Here is a 21940-nt window from a genome sequence, read left to right as displayed (position 1 = left end):
GCTGTAACAAACTGGAAACTAGGGTGGGATGCATGATGCGTGCAGCCGTGTTCCCCGAGCCAGGTCCGGCGTCCGTCTTGAAGATCGTCGATCGGGATCTGCCGCCCGCCGGCCCCGGCGAGGTCCGGGTGCGGATTGTTCTCTCCGCGGTCAACCCCACCGACACCGGCACCCGGGCCGGCCGCGGCGTGCCCGACGGCGTCTCGCCGCCGCGCGTGCCCGACCAGGACGGCGCCGGTGTGGTCGACGCGGTCGGCGACGGGGTGAGCGGCCTCGAGCCGGGCGACCACGTCTGGGTGTGGGACGCGGCCTACCGCCGGGCGAACGGCACCGCCCAGGAATATGTGGTGCTGCCCCGCCGCCAGGTCGTGCGGATGAACGACGACGTCCCGTTCGCGGTCGGCGCCGCGCTGGGCATCCCGGCGCTCACCGCCCACCGCTGCCTCACCCTGGCCAGCGACGGCCCGGCCCGGCTCGCGCCCGGTGCGCTCGAGGGCCGCACCGTGCTGGTCTCCGGCGGTGCGGGTGCGGTCGGCAACGCCGCGATCCAGCTCGCCAAGTGGGCCGGCGCGACCGTGTTGACCACCGTCTCGTCAAAGGAGAAGGCCGATCTGGCCGCGGCCGCCGGCGCCGACGCGGTGATCAACTATCGCGAGGAGGACGTGGTCGCCCGGGTCCGCGATCTGAGCGCCACCGGGCCGCAGGTCATCGTCGAGGTCAGCGTCGACAACGTGCGGCAGGACCTGACCCTCATCGCGCCGGGTGGCAACATCGCGATCTACGTCGGCGGCGAGATCACGATTCCGAGCTTCAAGGCGATGCTCAAGAACGTCAGCCTCGACTTCGTGCTGACCTATACGACCACCGACGAGGAGAAGGACAATGCCGTCGCCGCCGTGGCCGAGGCGGTCAACTCAGGTGCCTTCCGGGTGGGTGAGGAAGCGGGGCTGCCGATCCTGCGCTACCCGTTCGAGCACGTCGCCGCCGCGCACGAAGCCGTGGAACGCAACGCGGTCGGCAAGGTCGTCATCGAGGTGACCGCACCCTAGCCAGCAGAGCGTCGGCTACCCGTTCCACGCCGCGGCCGTCCACCGCCGACCAGGCCTTCCGGGCCAGTTCGGTGCGGGCGGCCGCGTCGGTGAGCAGGTGACGCAGTGTCGCCACGGAGTCGTCGCCCAGGTGGCCGAGCTGGCCGAGCCCGGCGCCGAAGCCGCGAGCGATCGTACGGTCGTACCCGAGGATCTGGTTGTCGACGACCCAGACCAGGGCGGCCGGCAGGCCCAGGCAGAGCAGCTCCCACGTCGACGTGCCGCTGGCGCTGACCGCGAGGTCGGCCTCGGCGAGCAGCTTGGGCAGGTCGTCGGTGGGCGCGATGACGTCGAGCCGCTGCCCGTCGCCCGGAACGACCTCGTTCAGCTCGGCCCGCAGGCTCTCGTTCGCCCCGATGATCGTCGCCTCGAACGGCACGCCCGTGCGGGTCAGCAGCCGGGCGATCTCGGGAGCGGCCCGATAGGCGTCCGTCCCCCCGAAAAAGGCCACAACCTTGGGCGTACGGGTCGACGTGTGCACCGGCGGCGCGGACGGACGCAGGTGGCGCACCGAGCCGCGCAACAACGCGTAGTCGAGCCCGGCCAGGCCGAGCGCGTCGTCGACCGTGATCACGGAGTCGAGGTTCTGGTCGACGTAGATGTCGGCGGTCTGCCCGCGGAAGTCGCCGTCGACGATCGCGAGCACCGGGCGGCCGGTTTTGCGGACCGCGACCGAATGCCGCGACGGCAGCGTGTAGGAGTCGATGATCAGCGCCTCCAGCTCGAGCCGCTCGACCGCGGCGACCAGCCCGACCTCGTCGAACGGCGGCGGGTGCCAGGGCAGGCCGCGCTGGGTGAGCTGGGACTCGGCCCACTCCACGCCGCCGAGGTCGCTGAGGAAGCGCACCCCGACGCCGCGGGTGACGAGCTCTTCGGCCAGTGCGACGCACCGGACCAGGTGCCCGACGCCGGTGCGGGCACCGGCGTCGCAGCGAATACCGACGATCGTCACGGTTTTACGCCTGTACCAGGGCCTTCTGGAGGACGTGCGCGTTCAGCTCGATCAGGTCGGGGCGCCCGGCCAGCCAGTCGGCCAGCTTGCGCACCGAGAGCGGCTCCTCGCCGAAGTGGCCGACGATCGCCTCGATGAGCTTCCAGTCGTCCTCGGTGTCGAGGGTGAGACGCAGGTGCGACAGGTCGGGCTGCATGGTCAGCCCGATCACGTCGAAGTCGTCGGCGTGCGTGTAGATGTACGACGTCACGTGCGTGCGGTGGTGGTCGGTGGCCAGCGCGTCGACCGCCCGCAGCACCGGCGTCCGCACGACCTCGACGTCGAGACCGCGAGGCAGCGTACGGGTGATCGACGTGGTCATGTAGTCGACCTGGGCGGCGGTGAAGACGCGGTGGGCCAGCGCGACCAGGTGCGGATCGAGCAGCGGGCAGTCGGCCGTGAACCGCATGACGACATCGCTCTCGTGCTGGTCGAGCACGCCCAGGAAACGGGTGAGCACGTCGTCGACCGGGCCGCGGTAGCAGGGGATGCCGATCGCGGCGCATTCGGCGACGACAGCGTCGTCGGCCGGCTCGACCGTCGTCGCCACGACGAGCGTGTCGAGGACCCCGCTCGCCTGGGCGGCCCGGACCACGCGCTCGAGAACGCTGCGCCCGCCGAGCTTGCGCAGCACCTTTCCGGGCAGGCGCGAGGAGCCCATCCGGGCCTGGATGATGCCGAGGGTTGTCATTGAAGTCCTTTTCGAAGGCGGTTCCGTGCCTTGCGAGCGGCCGCGAGTCCGATCTTCGCGGCGCGGTAGGTCACCGTGCCGCTGAAGAGCGCGATCTTCTCGCGGGACCGGCGGAGTTCCTTGTCCCGTTTGTTGAGCTCCCGCTCGTACCACTGGGCGCGCGAGGAGGCGTCGGCGACCTGGCGGCGCAGGGCCCGAAGCTGCTCCTCGTGCTCGCGGCGCGAGTCGGGCAGCGGCAGATCTTCGGCCGGGACGGCCGGGACGTCGTCGGGCATGCCCGCGGCGCCGTGCAGGACCGAGGTGAGGGTCTGCAGATCGGTGGCGGCGGGCCACGGGTGGGCGTAGCCGCCACTGAGCAGCGTTTGCGCGAACCGGCGGATCACGTCGGTCTGCGCGGGGACGCTGGGGTCGAGCACGGCGTAGGTGTCGTTGTGCACCACGACGTTGTCGGCGGTGGCCGTGGGCTGCGAGGCGTTCCACCCGCTGAGCAACCGCCGCAGGATCGGCAGGTCGTGCCGCAGGCTCGCGGCGAGCAGCAGTTCCTCGAGGAGCCGGCCGGCGGGTAGCGGTCCGTTCAGGACGGCCAGGTCGCGATCGGGCGCCTCCTGCAGCACCCGACGCATCCAGGCGCCGTCGGGGCCGGGTGCCAGCTCGACGACCGGGCCGTCGCCGGCCAGCACGGGCGGCAGGGCGATCGCGGCCGACGGGCGGGGTGCGCGGTGGGCGACGACCAGCCAGGCGGCGGCGAACTCGGGGCCAAGACCGCCGCGCACGGCAGCCGTGGCGAGGCGGCGAGGGTCGCTGAGAACGGGCTTGTCGGCGTACGCCTGACCGACCGCTCCCGCGGCGACGGCGGCCAGCGCGTCGGCTGGGCCGTCCTGCAGGGCGTTGGGGGTGGCGATCAGGGTCGGCGCCTCGGGCACCGGCCAGGCCGCGCCCAGCCAGTCGATCGCGAGGCCCTCGGCGGAGAGCCGGCCGGCCAGCCGCGTCGGGTTGCCGGGCTTGGTGTCGAACTCGCCGAGTGGCAACCACGCACTGTCGATCTCGGCCGATGTGGTGGTGGTCGGGTCGACGAGCCGGTGCACGCCGAGCTCGTTCTCGACCGCGAGCAGCAGGGTGCCGCCGGGGCGCAGGACCCGCTTGAGGGCCCGGAGGCTCTCGTTCCAGTCGAGCTGGGTCTCCTCGACCGAGCACAGCCGGGCGAGTCCGTCGAGGGCGACGACGACGTCGTAACGCTCAGCGATTTCGAGCTTGGGGAGCGTGCCGCAGAGCACGGTGACGCCGCGGGCGTCGAGCTCGTTGGCCTCGGGCTCGGAACGGACCAGGCAGGTCACCGTGGCGTGGGCGGCGACGGCGTCGATCAGCTCGTCGGTGTGCGGGCCGGCGATCAGCACCTCGGCCCCGGCCGGAACGCGTCCGGCCAGGTAGGCGAAGAGGGCGCCACCGGCTCGCGGCCGGTCCTCGGTGAAGGACGGCATCTCGCCTCCGATCATCTCGATCACGCGGACACCTCGGTTCGCTCGTCCTCCGACTCGGCGGGATCGGCAGTGTAATACCCCGTCCAACCCAGCATCGCGCGCAGCTCCGAGGGTGACGCCAGGTAACCGGCCCCCAACTCGTAGAGGGCCGACGCGCGGGCGGCGGGCAGGTCGACGTGCTTCCCGTGCAACTCGGGCCAGCTGCGCCGGACACGGTCGGCGGTGGGCAGGTCTTCCTGGTCGAGGTGCATCGGGTCACCGTAGACGGCCGGCTCGCAACCCGCCGCGACGCCGTGGAAGACCGCGCTGCTCAGCCTGTTCGACGCCACGCGCTTGTGTTTGCGCAGCTCAGCAAGCTGGTTGTCGAGGAAGTCGATGTCGGTGTCGCGCCACTGGAAGCCGCGGTAGCCGTGGCAGATCACCCGGCCGTACCGCTCGTAGTCGGCGCGCACCTTGTCGTTGCGGTATTCGTGCCAGTAGAGGCAGAACGTCACGGGGCCCTGCTCGGTCTCCATGATCTCTTCCACCTGGCGCTGGTGGTCGCCCGCGATGTGCTGACCCTCCCAGCCGTGGAACGGGTAGAAGATCGTGCCCTCGCGGGGCTCGGAGTTCACCGGCTCGGGCCGCATGGTCAGCAGGTAGAGGAACGGAGCGCCGACGACCGTGGCCTGCCGGCGCCCCATCGACCACGCCCTGCGCCTGGTCTGTTCGGACCAGACGAAGATCGGGCGGCCCGGCACGTAGGGCGTGCCGGCGCCGAGCCCGTCGACCACGTTCCATCCGTGCTGCAGGTATCCGTTGATCCGGGGCGGATGCTCCCGGTCCAGACCGCAGTACTCGGCCAGGATGTGGGCGTGGCCGTAGAAGTGGTTGGCGTGGTGCACCCGCTAGCTCCCGAGGATGTTACGCAGCGTCTCCACGACGCGGTCCTGATCGGTGTCGGAGAGATCGACGAAGAGCGGCAACGATAGCTGTTCAGCGTAGAAGGTCTCCGCCACGGGGCACATACCCCGGCGGTAGCCCAGGTCTTCGAAGACCGGGTGCCAATAGACGGGGATGTAGTTGACCTGTACGCCGATCCCGGCCTCGCGCATGCGCTCGAAGACCTCGCGGCGGCGGCCGTCGAGCACCCGCACGGGGTAGAGGTGACGCAGCGGGTCGACGCCCTCACGCTGGATCGGCAGGCGCAGCCCCGGCACGTCGGCCAGCAACTCGTCGTAACGCGCGGTGAGCTGCTGCCGGCGCGCCTTGAACGCGGCCAGCCGCTTGAGCTGCGAGCTGCCGAGGGCGCAGAGCACGTCGGGCAGGCGGTAGTTCTCGCCGAACTCGTGCACCTCGTAGAACCACGGACCCTCGTCGGGACGACGAAGACCCTCGCGCACGACACCGATGGTGCGGAACGTGCGCGCCCGCTTCAGCAGGTCGGGCCGGATCGACGCGACGGCGCCGCCCTCGGCCGTGGTCAGGTTCTTCGTCGGGAAGAACGAGAAGGTGGTCAGGTCGGCGAGCGAGCCGACCGGGCGGCCGTGCAGGGTCGAGCCGATCGAGTGCGCGGCGTCGCCGATCAGCACGGCGCCGACGCCCTCGGAGACCTTGCGGAGCGCGTCGTAGTCGGCCGGGTGGCCGGCGTAGTCGACCGCGCCGATCGCCTTGGTGCGCGCGGTGATCGCGGCCTCCACGGCGGCCGGGTCGATGTTCGCCGTCTCGTCCTCGATGTCGGCGAAGACGATCGTCGCCCCCTGCATCGCCGCGGCGGACGCCGTCGCGACGAAGGTCATCGGGGTGGTGATCACCTCGTCGCCCGCGGTCACGCCGGCGGCGGCGTAGGCCGTGTGCAGCGCCGTCGTGCCGTTGGTGACGGTGACCGCCGGAGCGCCGGCGACCGCCTCGATGTCCGCCTCGAACTGCGCGACACGGGGGCCGGTCGTCAGCCAGTCACTGCCGAGGGCGGCGACGACCGCCTCCACGTCGGACTGGTCGATCGACTGCCGTCCGTACGGCAGCATCAGTTCTCCTCGAGCAGCTTGCGCATGTCCTCGACTGAGAGCCACAGGTCGTTGTTGTCGGAGCGGTAGTTGAAGCCGTCCGGCACCTCTTCGCCGCCCTCGGGGGTCTCGTAGCCCCAGCTGGCGACGACGGGCTGAACCACGTAGCGGTCGGGGAAGCGCAGGGTGCGACGGCTGTCGTCGGAGGCGATCATCTCTTCGTGCAGCTTCTCGCCCGGACGGACGCCCATCTCGTGGGTGGCCGAGTTCGGAGCGACGGCCTCGACCAGGTCGAGGATGCGCATGCTCGGGATGCGCGGGACGAACAGCTCGCCGCCCTGCATCGTGTCGAACGAGTCGACGACGAACTTCACGGCTTGGGGGAGCGTGATCCAGAAGCGGGTCATGCGCTTGTCGGTGATCGGCAGGCTCTTGCCCTCAGCGGCGAGCTTGCGGAACAGCGGGACGACCGAGCCGCGGCTGCCCATGACGTTGCCGTAGCGGACGACCGCGAGGCGGGTCGGGTGGGTGGCGGCGTAGTGGTTGCCGGCGATGAAGAGCTTGTCGGCGACCAGCTTGGTGGCGCCGTACAGGTTGATCGGGCTGGAGGCCTTGTCGGTGGAGAGCGCGACGACCTTCTTGACGCCCTTGTCGATCGAGACGTCGATGACGTTCTGCGAGCCGTTGATGTTGGTCTCGACGAACTCGGAGGGGTTGTACTCCGCGGTGTCGACCTGCTTCAGGGCGGCGGCGTGGACCACGTAGTCGATGTTGTGCATGGCCCGCTCGAGCCGGGCCTTGTCCCGGATGTCACCGAGGAAGAAGCGGAGACGGGGGTCGTCGCCGAACATCTGCCGGAGCTCGTACTGCTTCAGCTCGTCGCGGGAGAACACGACGATGCGCTGCGGGTCGAGGTGGGTCAAGGCATAGTTCAGAAATGCCTTGCCGAAGGACCCGGTAGCACCGGTGACCAGGATCGACGATCCGCTGAGTACAGACACTTGATTTCTCCCGGGGGGTGGGGCAGGACGGCGGTACGAGCCGGAAGCATAACCAGCTCACCAGCCCTTTCGCGGGTCAACCTCAAACGCTCACCGTAGTTCATCTCGCATTCGGTTAGGATTGGCGGCCTGTTAGCCAGGCACGGCGAAGTTAAGAATCCTCTGTCCACCCGCCCCCTTGGAGTACCCCCGTGAGTGAACTGCAGAGACTGCGCGAGGCGTTCCGCACCGCCCTTGACCTTCCGGCGGAGGCGCCCGTGGACGACCTGCGGTACCAGGACAACGAAAAGTGGGACTCGCTGGCCCACATGTCCCTGGTGGCGGCGATCGAGGACGAGTTCTCGGTGATGATTGACACAGACGACGTCATCAACATGTCCAGTTTCGACGAGGCTGTGCGCATTCTTGGTAAGTACGGAGTGAACGTCAATGAGTGACCGGGTGGCCCTGGTCACAGGCGCCTCCCGCGGAATCGGCCGGGCCACCGCCACGCGTCTCGCCGAGCGCGGGTACGACCTCGTGCTGCACGGCCACCGGGCCGAGTCGATCGCTCCCGTCGCCGCCGACCTGGCCGACAAATACGGCGTGACGGTCGTGCACGCCCACGGCGACATCGGCGAGCCCGAGACGAGCAAGGCGCTCACGCAGCTCGCCTTCCAGAACTTCAAGCGGCTCGACGCGCTGGTCGTCAACGCCGGCACCCACGCGGCCGGCATGCTCGGCATGACCGACGACGCGACCATCCAGCGGCTCTTCGCGGTGAACGCGGCCGGCGCGGTCTACACCCTGCGCGGCGCGTCCCGCCTGCTCGCCCGGGGCAAGAACCCGGCCGTCGTCCTGCTCTCGTCGATCACCGCCTCGCGCGGGGTCGCCGGTCAGGCCGTCTACGCCGCATCCAAGGCCGCCGTGGCCGGCCTGGCCAGGTCGGCCGCCAAAGAACTGGGCCCCCAGGGCATCCGGGTCAACGCGATCGAGCCGGGCTTCATCGCCACCGACATGCTCGACACTCTTGACGAGAAGGGCCGCCAGGAACGCATCGCCGACACGGCGCTCGGCCGGCTGGGCGAGGCCGACGAGGTCGCCGACGTGATCGCGTTCCTCCTCTCCGAGCAGGCCCGGTTCGTGACCGGCCAGGTGCTCGGGGTCGACGGAGGATTGACGCTGTGAACCTGCTCCACCCCGGTGCCCGCGTGATCGACGCGGTCACCGGCGAAACACTGACCGAGGAAACGGTGGCCGCCGCCGAGGCCACGCTGGCCGCCGAGCCGGGCGGGGTGGTGTTCCTGCCGATCGAGACGACGATCCCGTCGATCGCCCGCTATCTCGCGGCGTTCCGGCTGGGCCGTCCGGTCGTGCTGCTCGACCCGGAGAAAGATCACGCCGAGCTGATCGAGCGGTTCAGCGCCACCGAGGTGCACCCCGACCTGGCTCTGCTGCTGACGACCAGCGGCTCGACCGGCAATCCGAAACTGGTGCGGCTCTCGGCCGACGCCGTGCGGACCAACGCCGAGCAGATCGCCGAGGTCCTCGACATCACCGCCGGCGAGGTCGCCGTCACGACTCTCCCGCTCTTCTACTCGTACGGTATGTCGGTCTTGAACTCGCACCTGATCAGGGGCGCGACGGTGGTGCTCGAACGCACCGGCATCATGCAGCGCGACTTCTGGACCGCGGTGAACGAGCACGGCGTCACCTCGATGGCCTTCGTGCCCTCGCAGTACGAGATGCTGCGCCGGCTGCGGTTCGACCCGGCGAAGTACCCGACGCTGCGCAGCCTCACCCAGGCCGGTGGCCGCCTGCGCACCGACCTGGTCACCGACTTCGCGCAGCGGATGGCGACCGTCGGCGGCAAGCTTTATGTGATGTACGGCCAGACCGAGGCGGCGCCCCGCATGGCCACCCTCCCGCCCGAGCGGCTCGACGAGAAGCTCGGCTCGGTCGGCCGAGCGCTGCCCGGCGGCACCTTCACGATCGAGGACGACGAGGTCGTCTACCGCGGCCCGAACGTGATGATGGGCTACGCCGACACCGCCGCCGACCTGGCGCTCGGCGACGTGCAGGGCGGCGCGCTGCGCACCGGCGACCTCGGCCGGGTCGACGACGAGGGCTTCCTGTTCATCACCGGCCGCATCAAGCGGATGGGGAAGGTCTTCGGCGTCCGCATCAATCTGGACGACGTCGAGAAGAATTTCCCGGTGGCCGCCGTGGCCGGCGACGACAAGCTGGTGGTCTTCGCCGAGGGCGTCTCGGACGACGAGGCACGCGGGCTCCGCACCAAGATCGCCGAGTGGCTCGGGACACACTTCTCCGGCGTCGTGGTCAGTAGTGTGGAGGCCCTGCCGCTACTGCCCAACGGCAAGATCGACTACCGGGCGCTGGAGTCTTCGCTGTGAGTGTCTTCACCCTGTCTCAGGCCGCGAAGGAAGAGGTCCTTCTCAAGGAGCTCTCCACGCTGGTCGAGCACCACCGGGAGCGCTGCGAGCCCTACGGGCGCATCCTCGCCGCCTCCGGCTATCAGCCCGCCACGTCCGTCGCCGGCCTGCCCTGGCTGCCGGTGCGGCTCTTCAAGAACCTCGATCTGAAGAGCATCCCGGACGACGAGGTCTACAAGGTGCTCACCTCCAGCGGCACCACGGGCGCCGAGGTCAGCAAGATCTACCTCGACAAGGCGTCGGCCGCCGAGCAGACCCGCAAGCTCGGCGCCACCGTGCAGAGCGTGCTCGGCCCCAAGCGACTGCCGATGATCCTGGTCGACACCAAGGCCATGCTGAAAGATCGCAAGTCGTTCAGCGCGCGCGGTGCCGGCGTCCTGGGCATGTCGAACTTCGGGCGCAACCACGTCTGGGCGCTCGACAACGAGGGCCAGGTCGACGTCGAGGCCCTGCGTGGCTTCCTCGAGCAGTACGGCGACGAGCCCTTCCTGATCTTCGGCTTCACCTACCTCGTCTGGCTGCACCTCTACGAGGTCGCCCGCGAGCACGGGCTCGACCTCGGCAACGGCATCCTGATCCACTCGGGCGGCTGGAAGAAGCTGGTCGACCAGGCCGTCTCGCCCGAAGAGTTCCGCAAGCGGCTCGCCACCGTCGGGCTCACGAAGGTGCACAACTACTACGGCATGATCGAGCAGATCGGCACGATCTTCCTCGAGGGCGAGTCCGGCGGCTCGCTCTACTGCCCCGACTTCGCCGACGTGGTGATCCGCGACCCCGAGACCTGGGCTGAGCAGCCGGTCGGCAAGCCCGGCCTGATCGAGGTGATCAGCACGCTCCCGACGTCCTACCCCGGTCACGTTCTGCTCACCGAAGACCTCGGCGTCGTGCACGGCGTCGACGACGGAGACTGGCCCGGCAAGCGCTTCTCGGTGCTCGGCCGGCTCCCGCGGGCCGAGGCGCGTGGCTGCTCCGACACCTACCGGGAGGCCGCGTGATCCAGTACCGCTTCGGCGTCGAGGGCGACCTGACCGCCCCCTCCGACGACCGGCTCACCGTCGGCGACCCCCGCGTCATCGACTTCCTCGGCAAGCTCGCCCGCAAGCTGCTGGTGCCGGCCGTCGCCCGGCGGCACCCCGAGCTCGGCTCGCTGGGCTTCTTCCTGCGGCCGGCCGAGCTGCACCGCACGGTCACCCACCTGCAGCGGCCCGACGCGCTGGTCTTCCCGCGCGGCAACGTCTTCCACATCCCGCCGGCGAACGTCGACACGATCTTCGTCTACTCGTGGGCGCTCTCCGCGCTGGCCGGCAACCACAATGTCGTACGCATCTCGGAACGCTCGGCCACCGCGGCCGACACGATCCTGACCGCGCTCAACGAGGTGCTCGCCGACGCCGACCCGGTGATCGCCCGCACTCAGCGCATGATCACTTACGGTCGCGACGACGCGGTCACCGGCGCGCTCAGCAAGTGGGCCGACCTGCGCGTGATCTGGGGCGGCGACTCGGCCGTCGAAGCGATCCGCAAGCACCCGCTGCGCCCGTCGGCCCGCGACCTGACCTTCCCCGACCGCACCTCGTGGGCGGCCCTGTCGGCGGCCGGCTGGCGTGCGGCCGACCCGGCCAAGCGTCGCGAGGCGGTTCTCGGCTTCACCAACGACTCGTACTGGTTCGACCAGGCTGCCTGCTCCTCGCCGCGCACGGTCTTCCTGGTCGGCGAGAACACCGACGACGTCCGCGCCGAGTTCATCGAGCTTCTCCTGCAGGTCGTCGACCAGCGCGGCTGGGAGATCGACGCGGCCATGGCGGTCGAGAAGCGGGTCAACGCCTACGGGCTGGCCGCGACCGGCGCGGTGTCCTCGATGGAGTTCCCGGCCAACTCGGTCACCGCGATGTCGCTGGCCGCCGTGCCCGACGCCCCGCGCCGCTGGATCGGGGCCGGCGCCTTCCCGTTCGCGCAGGTCGGGTCGCTGCTCGAGCTGGTGCCGGCGATGAACCGGCAGGACCAGACGTTCAGCCACTTCGGCTTCACCCACGACGAGCTGCGCGAGTTCGCGCTGACGCTCGGCGGGCGCGGCGTCGACCGGATCGTCCCGTTCGGTCAGGCCCTGACCTTCGGTTCGATCTGGGACGGCTACGACCTCCCGCGTGAGTTCACCCGGCTGACGACGCTCGTCGAGTGACCGCTGTGCTCGAACCCGTCGAGGCGGCGCCGATCGCGCGCCCCTCGACGGAGATCCGACGCCGTCCTCCGGTCGGTCGCCGCTTCCCGCGGTGGCCGGCGGCGCTGCTGCCCTGGCTCTTTCCCGCGGTCGCGCTGGTTGTAGCACTGCTGAACACGGGTGTCTCGGGCCGGGACATCGCCCTGTACGGGTTCTACTTCGCCGTCGACATCGTGCTGCCCGGCACGCTCGTCCACCGCCTGCTGCGCGGCAGCCGGGGCAACCTGCCCGAGGACCTCGGACTCGGCGCCGCGACCGGGCTGCTGCTGATGATCGGCGGCTGGGCGCTGACCTCGTACACCGACAAGCACACGCTGATGCCCTGGTGGCCGGCGTTGATCGTGGTGCCGTTCCTCGCCGTGCCGCGGCTGCACCGCCACTGGCGGGTGGGTGACCCGCGGCCCCTGCCGCTGCGCTGGTCGTGGATCGTCGCCGCAGGCCTGCTGGTGCTGGTCGCCTGGCACTGGCCGGGCTGGACGTCGACCCCGTTGCCGCCCCAGGGCGGGGTGCTCTACCAGGACCTTTACTACCACCTGGCCCTCGTGCACGAGATGATGCGCGCGATGCCGTTCCAGGTGCCGCAGGTCGTCGGCGAGCCGTTGCGCTATCACTTCCTCTCGGACGCCGACATGGCCGCGGCCAGCCTGGTCACCAAGATTGATCCCGCCGTGGTGCTGCTGCGCTTGTGGATCGTGCCGATCGCGGGCACGGCGATCTTCGCACTGGCCGCGCTGACCCGGGAACTGAGCGGTAAGTGGTGGGCCGGAGCGGTGGGCGGCGTCGCGGCGGTCGTCGGGCTCCCGCTGACCCTCGGCTCGGCCGTCGGAGCCATCGGCGGCACCCCGATCAGTTTCAACAGCCCCTCCCTCACGTACGCCCTCCCGCTGCTCACCCTGCTGGTCATGCTCGCGACCGACGTGCTGCGCGGCCGTCCGCTGCGCTGGGCCTGGCTGCTGGTCTTCCCGCTTGCGCTGGCCTGCGCCGGGGCCAAGTCGAGCGCGCTGCCTCCGCTGCTCGCCGGGCTGGCCGCCGCCGCGGTCATCGTTCTGTTCGGCCGGCTCTGGCGGCGATTGCTGCCTACGATCGCGTTCGGCGTCCTCACCGTGGCGGCCGTGGCCCTGGGCTTCCGGCTCTTCGCCGGTGGTGGCGCCGGCACCCTGGCCGTTCAGCCGCTGTCGATCCTCTTCTGGTCGGCGCCCTACGCCGAGACCCTCGGGCTGTCCGACACGATCGACGGCACCCGCTTCCTCCCGCTCGGGGTGGAGCAGGCCGGTACGGCGGGCCGGTTGTTCCTCGCCTGGCTGTTGATCTGGTGGTTCATCATGCAGGCGCCGCGTCTCGGCGGCGTCATCGGCCTCGCCGGCCGCATCGGGCGTGATCCGTCGATATGGCTGCTCAACGGCATGGCCGGGGCCGGCGCGGGGGCGATGTTCCTGCTCTGGCACCCGTCGGCCAGCCAGGTCTATTTCTTCGGCGGCGCGTTGTCGTTCGGCACGGTGGCGGTCGCGGTGGTCATGGCCAGGCTGGCTCGAAGCTGGCGACCCGTGCTGGCCGGAGTGCTCGTGGGTGGCATCTGGGTTCTGATCTCCCCCCAGCTCTACCCGCCCACTTCCGAGCGGATGGTCGACTGGGTCCTGGTCATGGCCGAGCCGCTGGTCCGCACGGCGATCGCGGCCGTCGGCGTGGCGGCGATCGCGCTGATACTGCGTCGCCGCTGGACCGGCCGCACGCCGTGGCGGGCGATCGTGCCCGGGCTGCTCGCGGCCGTGCTCGGTGCCGGGCTGGCCGGCGGGGGCGAACGTCACGTCACGGCCGTCGATGCGGCCCTCGCCGCGAGACCGGCCCCGCTGGCCGATCCGAGCAAGCTCGTGCTCACCGGCGAACTGGTCGCGGCGAAATGGCTCGACGACAACGCCGGCCGGGACGACGTCGTCGCCACCAACGTGCACTGCGTGCAGATCGACTGGAATTCGATCTGTGACTCGCGGGCGTTCTGGGTGGCCGCCGTCGGCGGGCGCCGCACGGTCCTCGAGAGCTGGGGCTACACCGACGAGGCGGTCAGCCAGGACGGCGTGAACGGCGAACGCTATTCGTTGCAGCCGCCCGCCGACACTCTGCGATACGTGCTCAACCAGCGCGTCTTCACGGACGGGCAGGCCGACGACGTCGCCGAGCTGCGGCGCCTGTACGGCGTGAAGTGGCTGTTCGCCGACGGGCGGGCCGCCGGGGGAGTGTCGCCGCGCCTCGCCGACCTGGCCGTCGCCCGGTTCGCCTCGGGACCGGTCACCGTCTACGAGCTGCCCTGACCCGTCCCCCTGACGGGGAGCGCGATCTCCCACCCTGAGGTCACTCGGTTGGTGAAACTGGCCGAGTGACCGCAGTGCTCCAACCCGTCGAGATGGCGGCGTCCCCGGTGGCCCGGCCGGCCGGCCGCTTCCCGCGGTGGCCACTCGCTGTTCTGCCGTGGCTCTTTCCCGCGGCCGCGCTCGTGGTGGCGCTGCTGGACACGGGCGTCTCCGGGTCGGACATTTTCCTCTACGGGTTCTATTTCACCGTCGACATCGTGCTTCCCGGCACGCTCGTCCACCGCGCGTTGCGAGGCAGCCGGGGCAACCTGCCGGAAGACCTCGGTCTCGGCGCGGCCACCGGGCTGCTGCTCATGGTGGGCGGCTGGGCGCTGACCGCCGCCGCCGACAAGCACGTTCTGCTGCCCTGGTGGCCGGCGTTGATCGTGGTGCCGTTCCTCGCCGTGCCGCGACTGCACCGGCACTGGAAGGTGGGTGACCCGCGGCCCCTGCCGCTGCGCTGGTCGTGGATCGTCGCCGCCGGGCTCGTGCTGGTGGTCGCGTCGCAATACCCGGGCTGGACGACCACGCCGCTGCCGCCCGTCGGTGGCGTCATCTATCAAGACCTCTTCTACCACCTGGCCCTCGTGCACGAGATGACGCGGGCGATGCCGTTCCAGGTGCCGCAGATGCTCGGCGAGCCGCTGCGCTACCACTACCTTTCCGACGCCGACATCGCCGCGGCCGGCCTCATCACCAAGATCGACCCTGCCGTCGTGCTGCTGCGCCTGTGGATCGTGCCGATCGCGGGGACGGCCATTCTGGCGCTGGCCGCGCTCACCCGGGAACTGAGCGGCAAGTGGTGGGCCGGGGCGCTCGGCGGGGTCACGGCCATCGTCGGGCTTCCGCTGCTGCTCGGCGCGGCCGTCTCCCCGATCGGCGGGAGCCCGATCTCCGGCACCAGCCCCTCCCAGACGTACGGGCTCCCGCTGTTGACCCTGCTGGTGACGCTCGCCGTCGACGTGCTGCGCGGGCGCCCGCTGCGGTGGGCCTGGATTTTGATCTTCCCGCTCGGGCTGGCCTGCGCCGGAGCCAAATCGAGCGCGCTTCCGCCGTACGTGGCCGGGCTGCTCGCGGCTCTGGTGATCCTGACGTTCCGTCACCGGCGGCCGCTGCTCCCGGGGTTCGCCCTGCTCGGGCTGACCGTCGCGGCGATGGCGCTGGGCTTCCGGCTCTTCGCCGGGGGCGGAGCGGGCACGCTGGGGTTCCAGCCGCTGGCCCTGCTGCACTGGGCCGATCCCTACCGTCTCACCCTCGGGCGATACGACACCGTCGACGGCGCCCGATCCTTGCCGCTCGGGGTGGAACAGGTCGGCACCGCGGGGTGGCTGTTCCTCGTAGGGCTGCTGACCTGGTGGGTGGTTGCGCAGGCGCCGCGCCTGCTCGGCCTCGTCGGCCTGATCACCCGAAAGACCCGCGGTGAACCGGCGCTCTGGCTGCTCAACGGCATGATCGTGGCTGGGGCCGGTGCGGCCTACCTGCTCTGGCACCCGGCGGCGAGCCAGGTCTACTTCTTCTCGGGCGCGGTGCCGTTCGGGACAGTCGCGGTCGCGGTGGTCCTGGCCCGTCTGGCTCGTGGATGGCGGCCGGTGCTGGCCGGCGCGCTCGCCGGTGGCGCTTGGGCCCTGCTCGCCCCGCGCATGCCCCCGCCGGTTCACGACCGGCTCGGCTCGTGGCTGGTCACCCTGGCCGAGCCGCTGATCCGCACGGCGATCGTGGTCGTCGCCGTGGCCGCGATCGTGGTGACGCTCCGGCGCTCGTGGCAGGGTCTGTTGCCCGCCCTGCTGGCCGCCGCACTCGGCGGCGGGCTGGCCACCGGAGCCCAGGTTCAGGTCAGGGCGGCCCTGGCGGAGCCGGCGCCGGTCGACCGCTCGGGCAAGCTGATCCTGACCGAGGAGCTGATCGCGGCGAAGTGGCTCGACGAGCACGCGGGACGGGACGACGTCGTGGCCACCAACGTGCACTGCCAGCCGATCGACTGGGTCTCGGGCTGCGACGCGCGGGCGTTCTGGGTGGCCGGGGTCGGCGGCCGGCGCACCGTCATCGAGAGCTGGGGCTACACCGACGAGGTCGTCGCCCGGCACGGCGTCAACGGCCTCGGCTTCGCCCAGCAGCCGGCCCCCGACATTCTGCGATACCTGCTCAACCAACGGGTCTTCACGGACGGTAAGGCCGACGACCTGGCCCGGCTGCGGAGCCTGTACGGGGTGCGGTGGCTCTTCGCCGACGACCGGGCCTTCGGGGGTGTGTCGCCGCACCTCAGCGAGCTGGCGACGCCCCGTTTCAGCTCGGGCCCGGTGACGATTTTCGAGTTACCCTGACCCGTACGGTGGGGTTAACCCTACCGTCGATCCGGCGGTGGGCAGGATCGGAACGGAGCGCGCCGGTGCCTAGCGTCAAGGACATGACGACGTACGCCTCTCCCGCGCCCTCACCGGTGGTCAAGCTGGTGCGCCAGCTCGGCATAGACACCCAATACGTGCTGCTCGGGTTCCCCCTGGGCATCATCACCGTCACGCTCTTCATGACCGCGTTCTTCACCAGCCTCGGCCTGGTTGTGCTCTGGTTCGGCATCCCGCTCTTGGTGGCGACGCTGATGATGGCGCGCGGCTTCGCTGCCGTCGAACGCCTGCGCATCGGCCCGGTCCTCGGCCGCAAGGTTCCGCATCCCTACTACAAGAAGTCGCCCGAGGGCAGCCTGGTGCGCCGCACCCTGACCCCGCTGGCCGACGGCCAATCGTGGCTCGACCTGGTCCACGGCATGTTCCGGTTCATCCCCAGCACCATCGGCTTCAGCTTCGTGGTCACCTGGTGGGCCGGTGCGATCGGCGGCCTGACCGCCATCCTCTGGGACTGGTCGATCCCGCGCCCGCCGGGCAACCAGGACCTGCCCGAACTGCTCGGCATGGGCGACAGCGCGACGACCCGGATCATCTTCTACTTCGCCCTCGGCGTCTTCTTCGCCGGCACTCTCTACCCCGTCGTCCGCGCGTTCGCCCTGCTCGAGGCCTATTTCGCCCGCGCCCTGCTGAGCGGCGTCAACGAGCTGCGCGAACAGGTCGCCACGGCCAACGCCGCCCGCGAGGTCGCCCAGCAGCAGAAGGCGGCCGCCGTCTCGGCCGAGGCCACCGCGCTGCGCCGGCTCGAGCGCGACATCCACGACGGCCCGCAGCAGCGCCTGGTACGCCTCGCGATGGACCTCGGCCGCGCCGAGCAGCAGTTCGCCACCGACCCTGACGCCGCCCGCGCCACCGTGGCCGAGGCCCTCACCCAGACCCGCGAGACGCTGGAGGAGCTGCGCGCCCTCTCCCGCGGCATCGCCCCGCCGATCCTGGTCGACCGCGGGCTTCAGGCCGCGCTGACCGCGCTGGCCGGCCGCAGCCTCGTCCCGGTCGAGCTGGACGCCCCGCTGGCCGAGCGGCTCGAGCCGACGCTGGAATCGACGGCCTACTTCGTGGTCGCCGAGGCGCTCACCAACGTCGCCAAGCACAGCCACGCCAACGAGGTGCACGTCAGCGTGCGGCGCAACAACACCGGCCTGATCGTCTCGATCGCCGACGACGGCGTGGGCGGCGCCAGTGTCGCCAAGGGGCACGGGCTGGCCGGCCTCGACGACCGGGTCCGCGCCGCCGGTGGAGTGCTCGACGTCGACAGCCCTGCCGGAGGAGGAACCAGGCTCACAGCCGCCCTGCCCGTCCAATAGTTCAGGTTTTCTGACAGCATGGCGTCATGCGGGTGGTGATTGCCGACGACGCGGTGCTGTTGCGTGAGGGACTCGTCAGGCTCGTCGAGGAGAACGGCCACACCGTGGTGGCGGCCGTCGGCGACGGGCCATCCCTCGTGTCCGCGATCGTCGAGCACAAGCCAGACGTGTCCATCGTGGACGTGCGAATGCCGCCGTCGCACACCGACGAGGGACTGCGGGCCGCCGTGAAGGCGCGCGCCCTGGTGCCCGGAACCCCGATCCTCGTGCTCTCCCAATACGTCGAGGTCTCGTACGCCGATGATCTGCTGGCCGACCGCATGGGCGCGGTCGGCTATCTGCTGAAGGACCGGGTATCGCTGGTCGCCGAGTTCCTCGACAACCTGCGCCGCGTCGCCACCGGGGGCACGGTCCTCGACCCCGAGGTGGTCAGCCAGCTCCTCGTGCGCCGCCGCCGCGACGACCCGCTGCGCGCCCTCACGCCACGCGAGCGCGAGGTGCTGGGCCTGATGGCCGAGGGCATGTCGAACACCGCGATCGCCCGCAAGATGGTCGTCACCGAGGGCGCGGTCGAGAAGCACGTCCGTAACATCTTCACCAAGCTCGCCCTCCACCAGGACGACGAACAGCACCGCCGCGTCATGGCGGTGCTGGCCTACCTTCAGGGGTAGTGGTAGCACTACCACCGATACGCGGGTCAGCCGGATCGATCGGGGTCGTGAAGCTCCATAGCGTTCTGAGCATGGAGAACCCGGAGAGAGTCAAAGGTATCGCGGCCCGCGCCGCGCTCTGGAGTGCCCGCCACCGGGCGCTCGCGATCATCGGATGGATCGTCTTCGTCGTCGGTGTGACCGTCCTCAGTGGACAGCTCGGCACCATCGAGGCCAAGGGTGTCGATCAGGGTCACGGCGATTCGAAGAAAGCCGACCTGATCGTCGAGGCGGCCGGGTTCCCCGAGCGGCCCGCGGGCGAGATGGTCATCGTGCAGAACCGGGCCGGCACCGACCGCGCGGCGGCTCTCGCCGACGTGGCCGCCGAGCTCAAGAAGACGCCGGACGTCATCGACGTGCAGCCGCCGATCCAGTCGCCGGACGGCCGGTCGTCGCTCGTCACGTTCAGCATCGGCGGGGACGCCGAGACGGCCTCGGAGCGGGTGCAGCCGTCGCTCGACACCGTGGCCCGGGTGCAGGCCGCGCACCCCGACCTCTACATCGCCCAGGGCGGCGACGCGAGCGGCGACAAGCTCATCGGCGACGATCTCGACGAGGGGCTGCACCGGCTGTCGCTGCTGTCGATCCCGGTGACGCTCGGGATCCTGCTGGTCGCCTTCGGCGCCGTGGTGGCCGCGCTGCTGCCGGTCGCGTTGGCGATCATGGCTGTGGTGGCGGCGATGGGCCTGCTGGCCTTCGCGAGCCGGCTGGCGCCGACGGTCGACACGACCGCGCACGTGATGCTGCTGGTCGGCCTCGCGGTCGGTGTCGACTACTGCCTCTTCTACATCCGCCGGGAACGCGACGAGCGCCGGGCCGGCGCCGACCCGCACCGGGCCCTCGTCATCGCGGCGCAGACGTCCGGCCGTTCCATCTGGGTCTCCGGCCTGACGGTCATCGTCGCCATGGCCGGCATGTTCCTGACGTACGACGCCACGTTCGTCTCCTTCGCCGTCGGCACCATCCTCGTGGTCGCGACGGCCGTTCTCGGCTCGCTCACCGTGCTGCCGGCGCTGCTGTCGGCTCTCGGCGACCGGGTCGACGCGGTCAAGATCCCGGGGCTCTACCGGCGGCGCAGTGACGGCCGCGTGTGGAACGGGTTCCTGCGGGTGGTGCTGGCCAAGCCGCTGATCTCGGCCGTGCTGGCCGTGGGCGCCCTGGCCGTGCTGGCCGCCCCCGCCCTCGACCTGCGTACGAAGGGCGAAGGGATCGAGGACCTGTCGCCGACCGCGCCGATCGTGCAGGCCTACCTGGCGGTCGACAAGGCGTTCCCGAGCGAGATCTCGCCGGCCGAGATCGTCGTGCCGAACCCGGGCGGCGGCTTCGAGCAGAAGGTCGACGGGTTCCGGACCGCGGTGGAGTCCAGCGACGGGCGGCTCGCCGGGCCGGTCGAGGTGCGGCTGAACCCGGCCGGCACGGTCGCGATCGTCTCGGTGGGCCTGGTCGACAAGGAAGCGCTGACGCTGTTGCGCGGCGACCTCGTGCCCGCCGCGTTCGGATCGTCGGCGCTGGTCACCGGGGAGGCGGCGGGGGAAGCCGACTTCAACGCGCGGCTCGACGCCAGCATGCCGTGGGTGTTCGGCTTCGTGCTCGGACTGGCGTTCCTGCTGCTGCTCGTGTCGTTCCGCTCGGTCGTGGTGGCGCTGACCGGGGTCGTGCTGAACCTGCTCTCAGTAGCGGCGGCGTACGGGATGCTGGTCTTCGTCTTCCAGTACGGCCACTTCGAGAGCGCGCTCGACTTCCAGGCCAGCGATGGCATCGTCAACTGGATGCCGCTGTTCCTGTTCATCATTCTGTTCGGGTTGTCGATGGACTACCACGTCTTCGTGCTCAGCCGGATTCGTGAGGGCCACGACCGCGGGCTGGCGACCCGCGAGGCGGTGCGAGAGGGCATCGGCCGTACGGCGGGGGTCATCACCAGTGCGGCGGTGGTCATGGTGGCGGTGTTCGCGCTGTTCGCGACGTTGCCGCTGGCCTCGACCAAGCAGCTGGGCATCGGCCTGGCGGCGGCCGTGCTGCTGGACGCGACGATCATCCGGGCGGTGCTGCTGCCCGCGGTGATGGCGCTGCTGGGCGAGAAGAATTGGTGGCTGCCGCGCTGGCTGGGCTGGCTGCCGCAGATCGCCCACGAGCCGCCGCAGGCTCCGGCCGAGGCCCGCGACCGCGAGCTGACGCCGGTCTGACCAGGGGGTCGATAGAGATGGGGTCCCGGCGTAGCCGGGGCCCCATCCGACCTGTTGCGACCCCCGCTCGAGCTTTGCCGCGGAGGTCTGCCCTCAGCTGTCCCGGGTCGGGGATTCGGCCCGGGACAGTTCCCGAGTTCAGGAATGCAGGCCCCTCCCCTTCCATGATCGATCCGAGACCCTGGATTCAGGCCCCTGGAACGCGATCGAGGCCCCCACATCAAGGACCAGCTCAACGATCAAGCCGGGGAAGGGCCCGTTTCCTGGTTTAGGCACGGCGGCGAGCCAACCGGTCACCGCGACCGGCCGCACTACTGCGGCACCCACGACGGTGGCCGGCCTGGATAGCCTGCGCGACCAACCGGTCACCGCGACCCCGGAGGCTCTCTAAGGGTGGAGGAGGAGTTCGGCGCCGATCGGGCGGTAGCCGGCGGCCTGGAAGGCGCGGATGCTGCGGGCGTTGCCGGCGGCCTGCTGGGACCAGACGGTCGCGTCGGCCGGGGCCAGGTGGCGGGCGCAGAGGGCGAGGACCCGGCCCAGGCCACGGTCGCGAACGTCTTCGGACACCTCGATCGAGACCTCCCAGCGGCCCGCGACCCCGCGTCCGAGGGTCAGCACACCGCCGGGGGTCGTCCAGGTTCGCACGTCGTCGCGATGACGGAGCGCCCGGCGTACGCGGGGGTGGTCTTGATCTTGCTCGATCAGTGGGAGCAGGGGCGGGCCGGGCAGGGCGGGCGCCGCGGTCAGCAGGTCGATCGTGTCGGCGTGGCGGCCCGTGCGGGCCAGGAGAGCGGCCAGGAAGACCGGGTTCATGGCCGCCGCCAGGGGATCGGTGTCGAGACCGGTGAGGGTGGCGTGGATCCAGGCCGGGTCCTCGTCGAGGAAGATCACGGTGTGCGCGGTCAGGGCCAGCACACCGGCGTCGCGCTCGCTCGGCTGCGGTACGACGGTGGTGCTTCCGTCGGGGGGCGGGAACGACCCGTGGGCCGCGGCCCGAAGAATTTCGACCAGCTCCATGACTACACATTGTGTTTTTGTCGCCCACTGGAGGGAAATTTCCGGACCGGCGGGCGAGTCGCCGGGTTGCCGACGGGAGCGAAAACGGTGCCGGGGCC

At 70.7% G+C, this 21940-nt stretch carries 18 protein-coding genes; 11 read left to right on the top strand and 7 right to left on the bottom strand.

Annotated features, from left to right (window positions below):
- Nucleotides 1–35: 35 nt before the first annotated feature.
- Entirely contained in the window at nt 36–1049 is a 1014-nt protein-coding gene (locus tag EER30_RS09935) for an NADPH:quinone reductase (RefSeq protein ID WP_127500270.1), read from the top strand.
- Here EER30_RS09935 and EER30_RS09930 read toward each other — a convergent pair.
- The 6 genes from EER30_RS09930 to pseB are packed head-to-tail and all read right to left on the bottom strand — an operon-like array spanning nt 1027 to nt 7234.
- A complete protein-coding gene (locus EER30_RS09930) occupies nt 1027–2040 on the bottom strand; it encodes a PseG/SpsG family protein (protein ID WP_127500023.1) in 1014 nt (337 codons plus the stop codon). The genes EER30_RS09935 and EER30_RS09930 overlap by 23 nt on opposite strands.
- A gap of 4 nt (nt 2041–2044) precedes the next feature.
- Nucleotides 2045–2770, bottom strand: a complete 726-nt coding sequence (locus EER30_RS09925; protein ID WP_127500022.1) for a cytidylyltransferase domain-containing protein — start codon at nt 2768–2770, stop codon at nt 2045–2047.
- The gene (locus EER30_RS09920) at nt 2767–4263 is read right to left on the bottom strand and encodes a class I SAM-dependent methyltransferase (protein ID WP_240669944.1); all 1497 of its coding nucleotides are present in this window, start codon (nt 4261–4263) and stop codon (nt 2767–2769) included. The genes EER30_RS09925 and EER30_RS09920 overlap by 4 nt, the downstream gene beginning before the upstream one ends.
- A gap of 5 nt (nt 4264–4268) precedes the next feature.
- Nucleotides 4269–5132 carry a hypothetical protein gene (locus EER30_RS09915; RefSeq protein ID WP_127500020.1) on the bottom strand — a complete coding sequence of 288 codons (864 nt, stop codon included), beginning with the start codon at nt 5130–5132 and terminating at the stop codon, nt 4269–4271.
- 3 nt (nt 5133–5135) lie between these two features.
- Nucleotides 5136–6254: a DegT/DnrJ/EryC1/StrS family aminotransferase gene (locus EER30_RS09910; protein WP_127500019.1), complete on the bottom strand. Its 1119-nt coding sequence runs from the start codon at nt 6252–6254 to the stop codon at nt 5136–5138.
- Nucleotides 6254–7234: a UDP-N-acetylglucosamine 4,6-dehydratase (inverting) gene (gene pseB, locus EER30_RS09905; protein WP_127500018.1), complete on the bottom strand. Its 981-nt coding sequence runs from the start codon at nt 7232–7234 to the stop codon at nt 6254–6256. The genes EER30_RS09910 and pseB overlap by 1 nt, the downstream gene beginning before the upstream one ends.
- A gap of 191 nt (nt 7235–7425) precedes the next feature.
- Between pseB and EER30_RS09900 the strand changes: the two genes are divergently transcribed.
- The 10 genes from EER30_RS09900 (at nt 7426) to EER30_RS09855 (ending at nt 20825) form a co-directional block, all read left to right on the top strand.
- Nucleotides 7426–7671 (top strand): acyl carrier protein, encoded by a 246-nt coding sequence (locus EER30_RS09900; RefSeq protein ID WP_127500017.1) that lies wholly within the window; start codon nt 7426–7428, stop codon nt 7669–7671.
- The gene (locus EER30_RS09895) at nt 7664–8401 is read left to right on the top strand and encodes an SDR family NAD(P)-dependent oxidoreductase (RefSeq protein ID WP_127500016.1); all 738 of its coding nucleotides are present in this window, start codon (nt 7664–7666) and stop codon (nt 8399–8401) included. The genes EER30_RS09900 and EER30_RS09895 overlap by 8 nt, the downstream gene beginning before the upstream one ends.
- Nucleotides 8398–9627 carry an AMP-binding protein gene (locus EER30_RS09890; RefSeq protein ID WP_127500015.1) on the top strand — a complete coding sequence of 410 codons (1230 nt, stop codon included), beginning with the start codon at nt 8398–8400 and terminating at the stop codon, nt 9625–9627. The genes EER30_RS09895 and EER30_RS09890 overlap by 4 nt, the downstream gene beginning before the upstream one ends.
- Nucleotides 9624–10661, top strand: coding sequence for a LuxE/PaaK family acyltransferase (locus EER30_RS09885; RefSeq protein WP_127500014.1), 1038 nt, complete (start codon nt 9624–9626; stop codon nt 10659–10661). Before EER30_RS09890 ends, EER30_RS09885 begins: the two co-directional genes overlap by 4 nt.
- Nucleotides 10658–11845, top strand: a complete 1188-nt coding sequence (locus EER30_RS09880) for an acyl-CoA reductase (protein ID WP_127500013.1) — start codon at nt 10658–10660, stop codon at nt 11843–11845. The genes EER30_RS09885 and EER30_RS09880 overlap by 4 nt, the downstream gene beginning before the upstream one ends.
- Nucleotides 11842–14190, top strand: a complete 2349-nt coding sequence (locus EER30_RS09875; RefSeq protein ID WP_127500012.1) for a hypothetical protein — start codon at nt 11842–11844, stop codon at nt 14188–14190. Before EER30_RS09880 ends, EER30_RS09875 begins: the two co-directional genes overlap by 4 nt.
- Before the next feature lie 65 nt (nt 14191–14255).
- Entirely contained in the window at nt 14256–16550 is a 2295-nt protein-coding gene (locus EER30_RS09870) for a hypothetical protein (protein ID WP_127500011.1), read from the top strand.
- Between the two features lie 83 nt (nt 16551–16633).
- Nucleotides 16634–17932 carry a sensor histidine kinase gene (locus EER30_RS09865; protein ID WP_127500010.1) on the top strand — a complete coding sequence of 433 codons (1299 nt, stop codon included), beginning with the start codon at nt 16634–16636 and terminating at the stop codon, nt 17930–17932.
- Between the two features lie 26 nt (nt 17933–17958).
- Complete coding sequence (locus EER30_RS09860) at nt 17959–18603, top strand: response regulator (protein WP_127500009.1); 645 nt, start codon at nt 17959–17961, stop codon at nt 18601–18603.
- 71 nt (nt 18604–18674) lie between these two features.
- The gene (locus tag EER30_RS09855; protein ID WP_127500008.1) at nt 18675–20825 is read left to right on the top strand and encodes an MMPL family transporter; all 2151 of its coding nucleotides are present in this window, start codon (nt 18675–18677) and stop codon (nt 20823–20825) included.
- A gap of 387 nt (nt 20826–21212) precedes the next feature.
- Here EER30_RS09855 and EER30_RS09850 read toward each other — a convergent pair whose 3' ends face one another.
- Nucleotides 21213–21842, bottom strand: coding sequence for a GNAT family protein (locus EER30_RS09850; RefSeq protein ID WP_127500007.1), 630 nt, complete (start codon nt 21840–21842; stop codon nt 21213–21215).
- Nucleotides 21843–21940 lie beyond the last annotated feature (98 nt).

This window comes from Actinoplanes solisilvae, from assembly GCF_003999975.1.
In the GTDB taxonomy this organism is placed as follows: domain Bacteria; phylum Actinomycetota; class Actinomycetes; order Mycobacteriales; family Micromonosporaceae; genus Actinoplanes; species Actinoplanes solisilvae.
Note: the sequence above shows the minus strand (reverse complement) of the source record. Positions and strands in the feature narration are given on the sequence as shown.

Bases quoted from the DNA above. Each gene is read 5' to 3' on its own strand.
- EER30_RS09855 (WP_127500008.1), top strand. From the start codon at position 18,675: ATGGAGAACCCGGAGAGAGTCAAAGGTATCGCGGCCCGCGCCGCGCTC.
- EER30_RS09920 (WP_240669944.1), bottom strand. From the start codon at position 4,263: ATGATCGGAGGCGAGATGCCGTCCTTCACCGAGGACCGGCCGCGAGCC.
- EER30_RS09935 (WP_127500270.1), top strand. From the start codon at position 36: ATGCGTGCAGCCGTGTTCCCCGAGCCAGGTCCGGCGTCCGTCTTGAAG.
- EER30_RS09925 (WP_127500022.1), bottom strand. From the start codon at position 2,770: ATGACAACCCTCGGCATCATCCAGGCCCGGATGGGCTCCTCGCGCCTG.
- EER30_RS09895 (WP_127500016.1), top strand. From the start codon at position 7,664: ATGAGTGACCGGGTGGCCCTGGTCACAGGCGCCTCCCGCGGAATCGGC.
- EER30_RS09850 (WP_127500007.1), bottom strand. From the start codon at position 21,842: ATGGAGCTGGTCGAAATTCTTCGGGCCGCGGCCCACGGGTCGTTCCCG.
- EER30_RS09865 (WP_127500010.1), top strand. From the start codon at position 16,634: ATGACGACGTACGCCTCTCCCGCGCCCTCACCGGTGGTCAAGCTGGTG.
- EER30_RS09860 (WP_127500009.1), top strand. From the start codon at position 17,959: ATGCGGGTGGTGATTGCCGACGACGCGGTGCTGTTGCGTGAGGGACTC.
- EER30_RS09910 (WP_127500019.1), bottom strand. From the start codon at position 6,254: ATGCTGCCGTACGGACGGCAGTCGATCGACCAGTCCGACGTGGAGGCG.